This is a genomic window from Pantoea sp. Pa-EAmG (assembly GCF_030024295.1).
Lineage (GTDB): Bacteria > Pseudomonadota > Gammaproteobacteria > Enterobacterales > Enterobacteriaceae > Pantoea > Pantoea dispersa.
In genome coordinates this window covers 1-13,717 of record NZ_JASEWO010000006.1, presented here as the reverse complement: position 1 = coordinate 13,717, position 13,717 = coordinate 1, and the positions used below count along the sequence as shown (strand labels likewise).

The following is a 13,717-nucleotide window of genomic DNA, read 5'->3' as shown; positions in this document are numbered from 1 at the left end:
TATGCTTTTTTGTCGCATGTGACTCAGCGGACAAATGCCACCATAATAGGCAGCATTCGCCTTTAACCCGACAGAGATGGACATGGAACCTTTTACCGCCGGACTGATTTCCCTTGAAGACGCGCAGCAGAAAATGCTGCAGCAGCTGCAACCGATTAGCGATTGCCTGAGTGTCGCGCTGGCCGATGCCGCCGGGCGCATTACCGCGAAGCCGGTGATTTCGCCGCTGGACGTGCCGCCGTTCGATAACTCCGCGATGGACGGCTACGCGCTGCGCCTGAGCGACCTGTCCGCTGACCGCGTGCTGCCGGTAGCGGGCAAAGCGTTTGCCGGCGCCTCGTTTGATGGCGAGTGGCCAGCCGGCAGCGTGATTCGCATCATGACTGGCGCACCAGTCCCCGCCGGCTGCGACGCCGTGGTGATGCAGGAGCAAACCGAACCGCGTGACGGCGGCATTGTTATCACCGCGCCAGTGCGTGCCGGGCAAAATATTCGCCGCATCGGGGAAGATATTCAGGCCGGTAAGCAGGTACTGGATGCCGGCGTGCGGCTCGGTGCCGCCGAGCTGCCGCTGCTGGCGTCGCTGGGTATTGCGGAGGTCAGCGTGCTGCGTAAGCTGCGCGTGGCCATTTTCTCCACCGGTGACGAACTGCAGGCGGTCGGCCAGCCGCTGGCTGAGGGCCAGATTTATGACACCAACCGCTTCACCGTGGCGCTGATGCTGCGCAAACTTGGCTGCGAGGTGATCGACCTTGGCGTGATCGCTGATGATCCCGCGAAGCTGCGCCAGGCCTTCAGCGAAGCCGATCGCCAGGCCGATGTGGTGATCAGCACCGGCGGCGTTTCAGTGGGCGAGGCGGATTTCACCAAAGCGATGCTCGAAGAGCTGGGCGCGATTACCTTCTGGAAACTGGCGATCAAACCCGGCAAGCCGTTTGCCTTTGGCCGTCTGGCCAACAGCTGGTTCTGCGGGTTGCCTGGCAATCCGGTGTCGGCGGCCGTGACCTTCTATCAGCTGGTGCAGCCGCTGCTGGCCACGCTGACCGGCCAGACCACGCGCATCATGCCGCTGCGCCAGCGCGCGCGCGCAACGCAGCGTCTGAAGAAAGCGCCGGGCCGACTCGATTTTCAGCGCGGCATCCTCAGTCGCGGCGATGATGGCGTACTGGAAGTGCGCAGCACCGGTGCGCAGGGCTCGCACGTGTTCAGTTCCTTTGCGCTGGCCGACTGCTTTATTGTGCTGGAGCGCGATCGCGGTGACGTTGAGCCAGGCGAATGGGTTGATGTCGAGGCCTTCAACAGCCTGCTGGAGGGCTAATGCACACAGAGCTGAGCGATGAAGAGATGCTGCGCTACAACCGGCAGATTGTGCTGCGCGGCTTCGATTTCGACGGCCAGGAACGGCTAAAAGCCTCACGGGTGCTTATCGTTGGCCTGGGCGGACTGGGCTGTGCCGCCGCGCCCTATCTTGCCGCCGCCGGCGTCGGTCATCTGACGCTGCTGGATTTCGATCGCGTCAGCCTGAGTAATCTGCAACGCCAGATTCTGCACAGCGATGAGCGCATCGGCATGGCAAAAGTCGCCTCGGCCCGTCAGCAGCTGGCGGCGCTCAATCCGCACTGCACGCTGGAGGCGATCGATGCGCAGCTGGATGAAGCCGCGCTCGGCGAACTGATTGCGCGTCACGATGCGGTGCTGGACTGCAGCGACAATGTCACCACGCGCGAACAGGTGAACCGCGGATGTTTTCAGCATCGGGTGCCGCTGATCTCCGGCGCCGCCATTCGTATGGAAGGCCAGCTCAGCGTATTTACCTGGCAGCCCGGCGAGCCCTGCTATCGCTGCATCAGCCGCCTGTTCGGCGAGCAGACGCTGAGCTGTGTCGAAGCCGGCGTGATGGCTCCGCTGGTCGGCGTGGTGGGTGCGATGCAGGCGATGGAAACGCTGAAGGTGCTGAGCGCCTTTGGCCAGCCGGCCAGCACGCGACTGCTGATGTACGATGCGATGAGCGCCGAGTTTCGCAGCCTGAAAGTGGCGCAGGATGCGCAATGTGAAGTGTGTGGCAAGCGTGAGGAATAACGCCGGGGCGTGACATAAGCGTCAGGTATTGCTGAGCGGCGCAAATTATCAGGCGATAAATTGCGCCGCTGATGATGGCGGCTGCTAAACGGCTACGCCATTAGACGATGCCCTGGCTGCGCAGGTAATCTTCGTAGTTGCCGGTGAAGTCAACGATGCGATCGCCTTTCATCTCGATCACGCGCGTCGCCAGCGAGCTGACGAACTCACGGTCGTGCGAGACGAAAATCAGCGTGCCTTCGTACATCTCCAGCGCCATGTTCAGTGACTCGATCGACTCCATATCCAGGTGGTTGGTCGGTTCGTCCATCACCAGGATGTTTGGCTTCTGCATCATCAGCTTGCCAAACAGCATGCGGCCCTTCTCACCACCGGACAGCACTTTCGCTGGCTTCTTAATGTCGTCGTGGCTGAACAGCAGACGACCAAGAATACTGCGCACCGCCTGCTCGTCGTCGCCTTCCTGCTTCCACTGGCTCATCCAGTCGAACACGCTCAGGTCGTCAGCAAAATCTTCGGCGTGATCCTGGGCGTAGTAACCAATGCGCGCATTCTCCGACCATTTCACCGTGCCGCTATCCGGCTGCAGTTCGCCGACCAGCGTTTTCAGCAGCGTGGATTTACCAATACCGTTGGCGCCGAGGATAGCCAGTTTCTCACCCACTTCCAGCAGCAGGTTAAGATTTTTAAACAGCGGACCGTTATCAAATCCTTTGGTCAGTGCTTCCACTTCCAGCGCATTACGGAACAGCTTTTTATCCTGCTCGAAACGAATATACGGGTTCTGACGGCTGGAGGCTTTTACCTCATCCAGTTTGATTTTATCAATCTGCTTCGCGCGCGAGGTGGCCTGACGCGATTTTGAGGCGTTGGCGCTAAAGCGACTAACGAAGGATTGCAGATCGGCAATTTGCGCTTTCTTCTTGGCGTTATCCGCTAATAAACGCTCGCGCGCCTGGGTCGCCGCCGTCATATATTCGTCATAATTGCCGGGATAAACGCGCAGCTCACCGTAATCCAGATCCGCCATGTGCGTACACACCATATTCAGGAAGTGACGGTCATGCGAAATGATGATCATGGTACTGTCACGTTCGTTAAGCACCTGCTCCAGCCAGCGAATGGTGTCAATATCCAGGTTGTTGGTCGGTTCGTCGAGTAACAAAATATCCGGGTTAGCAAATAATGCCTGCGCCAGCAGCACACGCAATTTCCAGCCTGGGGCAATTTCACTCATCGGACCGTAATGCTGCTCCACCGGAATGCCCACGCCGAGTAATAATTCTCCGGCGCGTGATTCGGCACTGTAACCGTCCATTTCACCGTAGGCGACCTCAAGGTCGGCGACTTTATAGCCTTCCTCTTCGCTCATTTCCGGCAATGCATATATGCGATCGCGCTCCTGCTTCACCGCCCACAATTCCTGGTGCCCCATAATCACGGTATCCAGCACGCTATATTGCTCGAAAGCAAACTGATCCTGGCGAAGCTTACCGATGCGCTCATTAGGGTCGAGGGAAACATTTCCGTTAGTCGGAACCAGGTCGCCGCCCAGTATTTTCATGAAGGTCGATTTACCGCTGCCGTTCGCACCGATTAAACCGTAACGATTACCGCCGCCAAATTTAACGGAGATATTCTCAAACAGCGGCTTACTGCCGAACTGCATAGTGATATTGCTGGAAACTAACACGGCATTGACCTTTGTTACGCAGTGGAGGAAAAAACAGCGGGCATTATGCCAGAAGCGGCCTGGATGAGCCACCTCTGCACCCGGATACGCAGAGGCAAGGCGGAGAACACCTTGTTGCCAGAGGTAAAATAATTGCGACCGTGCCGGACAGGTTATCCACGGCGCGGGAAGTGAACCGCCGCCCGTGCCCGGAGCGAGGCCAATAAAAAAGCCGGAGACGCTGACGCCTCCGGCTCCCGCTTACAAGGATTGTGCAGATTATTTGATCAGGAAGCTGTCGAGGCTTTTACCTGCATCCAGCGCTTTTTTAATCGCAGCTGGGGTACGGCCCTGACCGGTCCATGATTTCTCTTCACCGTTTTCGTCGGTGTAAGAATATTTCGCCGGACGCGGCGCACGCTTGGCGCGTTTTTTACCGGTTTCCAGTGCACCCAGTAATTCGTTCGGGTCGATACCGTCTGCCAGCAGCATTTCACGATATTTAGACAGCTTCTCTTCTTTTTCGCGGTTCTGCGCTTCTTCCGCTTCAACTTCGTCGCGGCGCTCAGTCACCACGACGGTTAATTTTTCCAGAATTTCTTCCAGATCGCTCAGTGGCAGTTCACGAGCCTGTGCACGTAATGTGCGAATGTTGTTCAGAACTTTAAATGCGTCACTCATCACAATGTCCTTGCTTAAGGGGGTTAAATAAACTGTAGTGGCAAGATTACCCAATTCAAATAAAAAAATAAATTAATTTTGCAGACCGGATTAATCCGAATGGATTAGCATATTCCTGGCAGGCGCGTTTAAACCCAATGTGCGGCGTGAATTAACGGTGAATTAACATCAGCGGTTCAGTACCACCGGCTGGAACTGGAATCGATTTCATTGCTTATTCACGCGTAGGAAACAAGCGTTTAGCGCTTATTGTGCGCTGAGGCAGAAGTCAGCATAAAGGTAAAAAAACATTAATAGTGTAAGTAAAATCCGTTTTTAACGCGGATGGCTTTAGCGTCACAGATGCGAGCAATATCTCATTTTGCCATTAAATAAATAAAAAAAGGCCGGTTGTTCACCGGCCATCATGCAAAAATCGTATGTCTGTGGTTATCCGCTTTTCTTCACTGCCGGTCGCAATACCTGGGGTGCCGGCGCATCAGACAGCCGGTCGTGCAAATAATGTTCAATCTGCTCCAGCGAACGATGGCGTGTTTCCGGTACCCAGCGAATAACAAAAATCGCGCCGCCTATGCCAATCAGCGCGAAAATAAAGAACGCGCCGGATAAGCCAACCGACGCCAGCAGCACCGGGAACAGCAGAGAAATAAGAAAATTAGCGATCCACAACGCAAATACCGCGCCGCCCATAAAAATACCGCGTAACCGTGTGGGAAAAATTTCTGACAGCAGCAGCCAGGTAACCGGCGATAACGCGCCCTGCTGGAAACTCAGAAACATCAGCATACCCAGCAGCACCATATAACTGCGCAAGATATCCGGCTGACCGTTAACTGTTTCCGGCATCAGGTAACTGACGGTGCCAATAAACACCAGACAGGCGGTACAACCAAACTGACCTATCATCGTCATGGTGCGGCGACCGATGCGCCCCAGCAGCCAGATCCCCACAAAGGTCATTAATACCGAGACCGCGCCATTGGCAATGGTGGCAAACAGCGCAGCGTCATTGCTCATCCCCACCGCTTTCAGCATGGTCGGCGCGTAGTACATGATGGTATTCACGCCGGTCAGTTGCTGGATGGCGGCAATACCGATACCGATCAGGAACAGTTTGATCAGCCATGGCTGGCGCAGTTCCCGCAGACGCGGACGCTGCTGTTGCTCGTCCGACAGCGTCTCTTCGATCTCCATCATCTCCCACTCAACATCTTCGCGCGCGCGGGTGCGTTCCAGAACCTTGCGCGCCTCAGCGAGACGGCCTTTCATGGCATACCAGCGCGGCGTGTCCGGCATAAACATCATCCCGAACCACAGCAGCACCGCCGGCAGCGTGGCGACCGCCAGCATCCAGCGCCAGGTCGTGTCGCCCCCCCAGGCCGCGTTGAAGCCGGCGTTCGACATATAGGCCAGCATCTGGCCGGAAACGATCATCAGCTCCTGCATGGTCACCAGCTGACCCCGTTTGTTGGCCGGTGCCATTTCGGCGATATACACCGGTACGGTGGCGGACGCACCGCCCACGGCCACGCCAAGGACCAGGCGGAAGAAAATCATCCAGCTGACATCAGGTGCCAGTGCGGTACCCAGCGCGCCGAGTGCAAAAATAATCGCCAGTACCAGAATAATTTTTCTCCGCCCGACCGCGGCGGCAAAGTGACCGGAAGCCAGTGCGCCAAACGCCGCGCCGAACAGCAGACTGCTGGTCACCAGCCCGGTGGTAAATGGGGTGAGATGCAGATCGTCGCCCATGAATAACAGTGCGCCGGAGATCACGCCGGTATCGTAGCCAAACAGCAAACCACCGAGGGTGGCAATCAGCGCAATGACCTTCACAAAAGGCTCGGTGCGCGTGCTGCTGTTTGGCCCTGATGCCGGATTGGGCGTCATCCAGGTTTCGCGGGACATAACCAACTCCTTTCCTGAGATAAGAAGCCTTAAAATAGATTATTCCCACCACAATAAATAAATATGAAATTTAAATTTTGCGCCACGGGTCATTACCTTTGCCTTTAATTGAGATAATGATCACACAACCTGATTCAGTACACAGAAAATGCAGTGCAAATTTTGCACAACAAACAGAAGGGAGAATATTTATTTCACGGAAGGCGCTGACCGCACGCCGTGAATGCGGTCAGCGATGGCAGATTAATTGACTGCGGTGGCCGGACCAAAGACGTCATAGTCCGGCAGCGTCACCTGCTGATACGGCTCCCAGCCGCCGCCCAGCGCTTTATACAGCGCTACCAGGTCCAGTGCGCTTTGCATGCGCGCCTGGGTGGATTGCGCCTGCGACTGCGCCAGCTGGCGCTGGGCATCCAGCACCTCAAGGAAGGTGGAGATGCCCTGTTTGTAACTGTCACTGGCGAGGTCAAAGGCGCGCTGCAGTGCACCGGTGGTCTCATCCAGCGCGGTGACCTGCTGCTGATCGGCGCGGTAGCTGACCAGCGCATTTTCCACATCCTGCAGCGCCGTCAATACCGTCTGGCGATAATCGAGCGCCGCGCTCGCCTGCTGCGCGCGCGCCAGTTTCACACTGGAAACCAGACGTCCGCCCTGAAAAATCGGGATCGACAGCGCCGGGCCGACGCTGAAGAAGTGGCTGCTCCAGTCGTCAAGGTAGCTGGCATCGGTGTTGCGCACCCCCAGCTGCCCGGTGAGCGACAGGCTGGGGAACAGGTTCGCGACCGATACGCCGATATTGGCGGTCTGTGCATGCAGATTCGCTTCAGCCTGGCGGATATCCGGACGACGACGCGCCAGCGTCGATGGAATGCCCACCGCCACCAGCTTCGGCAACGCCGGCAGCGCTTTGCTGCTCATCAGTTCGTTATCCAGTGCGCCCGGCGTTTTGCCCAGCAGCACTGCCAGGCCGTTCATCGCCTGACGCTCCTGGGCCTGATACTGCGGCAGCTGCGCGTTAAGGGAGGCCAGCTGCGCACGGGCATTCTCAACATCGGTGAGCGGCGCCAGACCGTTACGCTGCTGGCTCTGCGTCAGCTCCCAGGTTTGCTGCGCCACGTTGATTTGCTGTTGCAGCGTTGCCAGCACCGCCTGCGCGCCGCGCAGCTGCAGATACGCGCGCGCGACCTCGGCTTCCAGCGACACCAGCGCATCGTTACGCTGCTCAATCGCCGCCTGCTGCTGCGCGTCCGCCATCTCCATCTGGCGTCGTACTTTGCCCCATAAATCCAGTTCCCAGCTGGCGTCAAAGCTGCCCTGATACAGCGTGACCGAATGGGTCAGACCGTTGAGCTGATCTGCCACGTCATCATCCACCTGATCGTACACCCCGTTGGATTTCAGCATGCCTTTCAGGCCGAGCTGCTGACGCGTCACTTTGGCGGAGCCGTTAAGCGACGGGAACAGCCCGCCACGTGCCTGCGCCAGCTGTTCGCGCGCACCGGCGATGCGCAGCACCGACTGTTGCAGCGTCAGGTTGCCGGCGATGGCGCGCTCAATCAGGCTATCGAGCTGAGGGTCGTTAAAGCTTTTCCACCACGAAGGATTGGTCGCGGACGCCAGCGGTTTTGAGGCTTCCTGAGAGGGCAAATCACGGTAGCTACCGGGCGTGTGCGCCTGCGGCGGCTGATAATCGGGCCCGACGGCACAACCCGCCAGCAGCATGGACAGCGCCAGCAGCGTCAGCGACGGCGTAACGCGCGAAGAGGTGATCATGTTAATGTGCTCCTGCACTGCCTTCGCTCTTGATCGGCGAAAGCAACCAACAAAAAGGAATCAATAGCACGGCGACAATGCTCAGGCCCATGAACACGTCGATGTAAGCCAGAATACGCGCCTGGGCAATCATCTCCTGATAGAGCTGACCGCTGGCCAGCGTCAGCGGATCGCCCACCGCACTGGTAAAGTCACGAATCGCCTGCGCCCAGTGCTGCAGCGTGAGGTTGAACTGCTCATTGAGCGGCGACATGTTGTGCACCATGTGGGCCGATCGCACCTGTTCACGTTCGGTGATGCCGGCAGTGGCCAGCGAGATGCCGATCGAACCGGCCACGTTACGAAACATGGTGAACAGCGCGGAGGCATCCGCATTCAGGCGCTGCGGCACGGTGATAAAGGCAATGGTGGTGAGCGGCACAAACAGGAAGCCGAGGCCAATCGACTGCGCGCTGCGCATCAGCACCAGCGTGGTGAAATCCACGTTGGGCGTCAGGGTGCTGGAATAGAAGAAGGCCAGCGCCAGACAGGTAAAGCCAAAGGCGATGATGTAGCGTGTCTGCACAATCGGCATCAGCTTCAGCACCAGCGGGATGGTGAGCACGATCAGGACCGCGCCGGGCGACAGCACCAGCCCGGACCAGGTGGCGGTATAACCGAGATCCTGCTGCGCCAGCTGCGGTAACACTACCGAGCTGCCATAAAGAATCATCGCCATGCCCGCCATCAGCAGACCGGCCACCCAGAAGTTACGATCCTTCATCACCGTGATATCCACCACCGGCTTGCGTGCATACAGCAGCCAGTAAACCGCACCGACGATGCCGACGGCCGCCAGCATGGCAAACAGGCGAATGAAGTGTGAAGCGAACCAGTCTTCGTCTTCACCGCGATCGAGAAATACCTGCAAACAGCCGAGACCCAGGGTAATCAGGCTGATACCGATATAGTCGATTTTCAGCCGGCCCTTCGCCCACTTGCGCTCCCACGGCGGATCTTCCAGCAACTGATAGATCGCCAGCACCGTGAGGATCCCCACCGGAATATTAATAAAGAACACCCAGCGCCAGCTGTAGTTGTCGGTGATCCAGCCACCGAGCGTCGGGCCAATGACCGGCGCGACGATAATGGCAATCGATGACAGGCCAAAAGCCTTGCCGCGATCTTCCGGCTTGAAGTAATCCAGCAGCACCGACTGCTGCACCGGTTGCAGCCCGCCGCCGAAGAAGCCCTGCAGTACGCGGAACAGAATGATTTGCCACAGCTCGGTGGCAATGCCGCACAGGAAGGAGCAGATGGTAAACATCACGATGCAGATCAGGAAGAACTGCTTGCGCCCAAACAGGCGGCTGAAAAAGGCCGAGATCGGCAGCACAATGCCATTGGCGACCAGATAGGAGGTCAGTACCCAGGTGGATTCATCGTAGCTGGATGACAGCGACCCGGCGATGTGCGGCAGCGCGACGTTAACGATGGTGGTGTCCAGAATTTCCATGAACACCGCCAGAGTTACCGTGATGGCAACCAGCCAGGGATTGCTGGCCGGACGCCAGCTTTCGCTCGCACTCATTCCACCGTCACCTTCGGTTCAACCGACAGGCCAAGCGGCAGCGGATGATTTGGGTCGAGCCCTTTATCAATCACAATTTTTACCGGCACGCGTTGCACAATCTTCACGTAGTTACCGGTGGCATTCTCGGCCGGGAAGGTAGAGAAGCGCGAGCCGGAGCCCATCTGCACGCTGTCGACGTGCCCTTCCAGCTTCATGTCCGGCCAGGCATCAACGCCAATCTCCACTTTATCGCCCGGATTCATGCGTGCCAGCTGCGACTCTTTGAAGTTGGCGGTGATCCAGATATCCGGCGATACCAGCGAAAACAGCGCGCTGCCGGCCTGCACCAGCGTACCGGGCTGCACGTTGCGTTTGGTGACGAAACCGTCATACGGCGCGCGGACTTCGGTGTAAGAGAGGTTAAGCTCGGCAGTGTTGAGCTGAGCCCGGGCTTGCTCGACCTGCTGCTGCCGCGCTTCAACATTGGTTTCCTGCTGGCGAATCTGCAACTGCACCTGCGAGGCCACTTCGACCTGCGCTTTGGCGCTCTGCAGCTGCGCTTCAGCCGAGCGTAACTGCGCAGCGGCGGTATCGATATTGCGCTGCGAGGTTGCGCGCGGGTCAACACCGCGCTGACGACGGTAATCCGCCTGCGCATTGAGTAAATTGGCCTGCGCCCGCGCCTGGTCGGCCAGCGCCTGATCGCGCTGCGCCGGATATTGCACCCGTGCCAGCGCCAGCTGCGCCTGCGCCTGATGCAGCTGCGCCTGCGCCAGACCGAGCTGTGCTTTGGCCTGATCGCGCTGTGCGGCGTTGTCACGCGGATCGATCAGCACCAGCAGATCGCCCTTCTTCACCCGCTGGTTATCTTTTACCAGCAGCTGCACCACGTAGCCCGACGCTTTGGGCGCGATGGTCACGGCATCGCCTTCGGTGAACGCATCGTCGGTGGTTTCAATGTTGCGCGTGCTAAACCAGAACCAGAATCCCACCAGCAGCATAATCACCACCACAATCGCCAGAATGATCAGCGGCTTTTTGCCGGGGCGTTTACGGGGTGATTGCTCGTTATCCTGACTGGAATCTGACGTGTTGTTGTCTTTTTGCTCATCGGCGGATGGCGGATTGTGGTTTTCACTCATAATTTGTCATCACTGGCTGGTAATCCCGATCCCCGGGCGAAACGGTCAACTTAACCTTAGATGGGAAATTGACAAATGCCAGTGTAACTTTACATAAGCTAACATCCGACGCATTTTCTGCCACATCACTTAACGCGCTGATAAATCAGCGCGTCTTGCAAAGGCGGACAGGTGGGTCAGGGTTAACGCAGCAGCTGTAACAACAGCCAGCCGCACAGCATCGACCAGGCAAGCATCGGCAGGGAAAACAGATGGAAACGCCACCACACTTTGGCGTCCTGTGCCATGCGCAGCGCAATCAGGTTGGCCAGCGATCCCGGCAGCAGGCCAAAGCCGCCGATATTCACCGCCCAGGCCAGCACTTCGGAAGGCGGGACTTTTTGTAACAGCAGAATAGTGGCCGGCACGTTGCTGATCACCTGTGACAGGCCAATCGCCAGCAGATAGATACCGCCCTCGCCCAGCTGACCGATGGCGGCAAAATGCGGCTGCAAAATGGGCAGGTGCATCAGTAAAAAGACATCAATGAACATCGCCACGAACACCAGCAGCAGGCTCCAGTCGATGGTCGCCAGCACCTGACGCGCCATCAGCAGAAAACAGCCCGCCACCAGTAGCAGCGCCCAGCCGGTGAGTTTCAGCTCCAGCGCGACGATAAACACCACGTACAGCAGCACGCTGACGATAAACAGCGGTTTCTGCCACTGCTGATTGCCCGGTGCATCATGCTTCTCAATGCTGCGCGCCGGGAAGCTAAACCACGTCAGCACCACCAGCGTCAGCATCAGCATCGCCGCCAGCGGCGCCATCTGACCGATAAAACCGGCCACGCTGAGCGTGCCGTGGCTCCACAGCAGGATATTTTGCGGATTGCCGACCGGCGTCAGCAACGAGCCGGCGTTGACCGCCAGCGCTTCAAAGATGATCAGCCGGGAGATGGGCAGGCGCGAGAACTTGCGCAGCGTCAGCGTGAGCGGCACCAGGATAAACAGCGCCACATCATTGGTCAGGAAGGTCGAGAGCAGCGCCGCCGCACACACCATAAATAGCGCCAGCGTGCGTTCGTGCTGGAAGCCCTGCGCCAGCCGCGCGCCGAGCACATCAAAATAGCCGCTGTTTTCCAGCCCTTTCGTCAGCATCAGCAAACCGGTGAGCGTCATGATGGTATGCCAGTCAACGGCGGCGGGCAGCTGCGGCCAGCGGTAATCCGCCAGCGGCAACAGAATCACGCCCAGCAGCAACAGTAAATGCAAAACGCGGTCACGCATTAAGGAACGAAGCACGATGGGCATGATGGCAGAAGGCCTTGTAGGTTAGCGATTCTCGTAAAATTTCTGGAACACGGCGAGGGTTTCATCACTGACGTGATGCTCGAGCCCTTCGGAATCCCGGCGGGCGGTTTCCGGACTGACGCCCAGCGCCAGCAGAAAGGTTTCAACGATGTGATGGCGCACGCGGCTGGCTTCAGCCAGCTTCTCGCCTTCCGGGGTGAGGAACACGCCGCGATACGGCACCTGCTCAACCAGACCGGTGGTACTGAGACGCTTCAGCATTTTGGCCACGGTCGGCTGCGAAACGCCCAGGCGTGCCGCCATGTCAACCTGGCGCGCCTCGCCAAATTCACGAATTAAATCAGAGATTAACTCAACGTAATCATCAATCAGCTCACGGCGATGCGCTTCGCGTACCTGGCGAAATCCTTCGACATGCTCCTCAATATCTTTCAGCGGCCCCTGGGGCATGTGGGTGGCGCTTTTCGCACGACGACTCATTCAGCTTCCTCTTTATTATCTGCCGCACTTTACCTGCGGTGCGGGCTGGCTGCGCTCATTGTAAACCAGGCACAAATAAGCACAAATTTTTCCTGAATAGTGTTGGCTAAAGAGTATAGCCAGTGCTATCTTTGTACATGTTGTAAGCGAATAGCCTACAAAGGAGGCAACGATGAACGAACCCTGGCTGTTGCTGCTCCTTTTCCTGCTGTTTATTGCAGGGCTGTGCTTACTGTTGAGTTACCCGTTTTCCAGGAGGTAAAGATGAGCACGATGAAAAGCTGCCTCGACTGCGGCAAATGCTTCCAGACCGTACAAAGCAAACCGGCTTTTGAGCTGAAGTCGCTGTTGTGTCTGTTTAGCCGCTCGCCTTTTGCCCTGCGCCTGATGCTGCTTGAGAAACTGACCGGCAAAAAAATCGCCGCGCAGCCCTGCCCGAATCTGATCTGGCGCGGCTGAGTTTCCTCAGGGCTTCACAGTCTGACCCGCTGCCTGCAGCGGGTTTTATTTTGCCTGCGAAAAACGCCCTTCACGGCAGCGTTTGCAGGCATAAAAAAACGGCCCGTAAAGGGCCGTTTCTGTGCAACTCTGGTCTAAGCAAAAACTTAGAAGCTGTAACCTACGCCAGCAATCCAGGTGCCCACGTCGACGTTACGGATGCGGCTCTGCTCGTAGCCCACGTCCAGAGCAACGTTCTGGATTGGGTTGAACTGCATACCTGCGCCGTAAGAGAAGCCTACGTCGCTGCTGTCGGTTTTAGACTGACCGGCAGTCTGGTTCTGCTGGTATTTGCCGTAGCCGATACCTACTACGCCGTAGATGCTGGCCCAGTCGTTCAGACGGTAAGCCGGACCACCGGTGATGCCGTAGTACTGACCTTTGTTGTACACGCCATCTTCAGTGCGATCTTTTTCGGTGTAGGTGAAAGAACCGATCCAACCCAGTGGGTTAGAACCGTCTTCGTAGCGGTATTTCAGGTTGAAGCCGTTAGCTTTGTTAGCAACGCCCTGATAGTCGCTCTGCGCGTAGCCGGCAGAAACGGTGCTCTGTGCCATGGCGGAACCAGCGGAAACTGCCAGTACACAAGCCAGTGCTGAAAGACATGCAATTTTTTTCATAACCACCTCAAATGTGAATA

The 13,717-nt window shown here is 57.5% G+C and carries 12 protein-coding genes; 3 read left to right on the top strand and 9 right to left on the bottom strand.

Going from position 1 to position 13,717, the window contains the following annotated elements; translation table 11 throughout:
* Positions 1-82: 82 nt before the first annotated feature.
* The gene (moeA, locus tag QMM04_RS01835; RefSeq protein ID WP_276557053.1) at positions 83-1,318 is read left to right on the top strand and encodes a molybdopterin molybdotransferase MoeA; all 1,236 of its coding nucleotides are present in this window, start codon (positions 83-85) and stop codon (positions 1,316-1,318) included.
* The gene (gene moeB, locus QMM04_RS01830; protein ID WP_125308428.1) at positions 1,318-2,079 is read left to right on the top strand and encodes a molybdopterin-synthase adenylyltransferase MoeB; all 762 of its coding nucleotides are present in this window, start codon (positions 1,318-1,320) and stop codon (positions 2,077-2,079) included. The genes moeA and moeB overlap by 1 nt, the downstream gene beginning before the upstream one ends.
* A gap of 100 nt (positions 2,080-2,179) precedes the next feature.
* Here the strand turns inward: moeB and QMM04_RS01825 are convergent, their stop codons facing one another.
* The 8 genes from QMM04_RS01825 to mntR all read right to left on the bottom strand — a co-directional run bounded on the left by QMM04_RS01825 (position 2,180) and on the right by mntR (position 12,579).
* Positions 2,180-3,772: an ABC-F family ATPase gene (locus QMM04_RS01825; protein ID WP_031279866.1), complete on the bottom strand. Its 1,593-nt coding sequence runs from the start codon at positions 3,770-3,772 to the stop codon at positions 2,180-2,182.
* A gap of 258 nt (positions 3,773-4,030) precedes the next feature.
* Entirely contained in the window at positions 4,031-4,432 is a 402-nt protein-coding gene (locus QMM04_RS01820; protein WP_021508409.1) for an H-NS family nucleoid-associated regulatory protein, read from the bottom strand.
* 429 nt (positions 4,433-4,861) lie between these two features.
* Positions 4,862-6,340 carry a sugar porter family MFS transporter gene (locus tag QMM04_RS01815; RefSeq protein ID WP_058769513.1) on the bottom strand — a complete coding sequence of 493 codons (1,479 nt, stop codon included), beginning with the start codon at positions 6,338-6,340 and terminating at the stop codon, positions 4,862-4,864.
* Between the two features lie 243 nt (positions 6,341-6,583).
* Positions 6,584-8,113, bottom strand: a complete 1,530-nt coding sequence (locus QMM04_RS01810) for an efflux transporter outer membrane subunit (RefSeq protein WP_021508411.1) — start codon at positions 8,111-8,113, stop codon at positions 6,584-6,586.
* 1 nt (position 8,114) lies between these two features.
* Positions 8,115-9,683, bottom strand: coding sequence for a DHA2 family efflux MFS transporter permease subunit (locus QMM04_RS01805; protein WP_058757803.1), 1,569 nt, complete (start codon positions 9,681-9,683; stop codon positions 8,115-8,117).
* The gene (locus tag QMM04_RS01800; RefSeq protein WP_021508413.1) at positions 9,680-10,807 is read right to left on the bottom strand and encodes an HlyD family secretion protein; all 1,128 of its coding nucleotides are present in this window, start codon (positions 10,805-10,807) and stop codon (positions 9,680-9,682) included. The genes QMM04_RS01805 and QMM04_RS01800 overlap by 4 nt, the downstream gene beginning before the upstream one ends.
* A gap of 182 nt (positions 10,808-10,989) precedes the next feature.
* The gene (locus QMM04_RS01795; protein WP_058769512.1) at positions 10,990-12,099 is read right to left on the bottom strand and encodes an SLC13 family permease; all 1,110 of its coding nucleotides are present in this window, start codon (positions 12,097-12,099) and stop codon (positions 10,990-10,992) included.
* 21 nt (positions 12,100-12,120) lie between these two features.
* Positions 12,121-12,579, bottom strand: coding sequence for a manganese-binding transcriptional regulator MntR (gene mntR / locus QMM04_RS01790; RefSeq protein WP_021508415.1), 459 nt, complete (start codon positions 12,577-12,579; stop codon positions 12,121-12,123).
* A 264-nt stretch (positions 12,580-12,843) separates the two neighbouring features.
* On the opposite strand from mntR, the gene QMM04_RS01785 reads away from it, so the two are divergent.
* The gene (locus tag QMM04_RS01785; RefSeq protein ID WP_021508417.1) at positions 12,844-13,038 is read left to right on the top strand and encodes a hypothetical protein; all 195 of its coding nucleotides are present in this window, start codon (positions 12,844-12,846) and stop codon (positions 13,036-13,038) included.
* 146 nt (positions 13,039-13,184) lie between these two features.
* Here QMM04_RS01785 and ompX read toward each other — a convergent pair whose 3' ends face one another.
* Entirely contained in the window at positions 13,185-13,697 is a 513-nt protein-coding gene (ompX, locus tag QMM04_RS01780; protein ID WP_031279869.1) for an outer membrane protein OmpX, read from the bottom strand.
* Positions 13,698-13,717 lie beyond the last annotated feature (20 nt).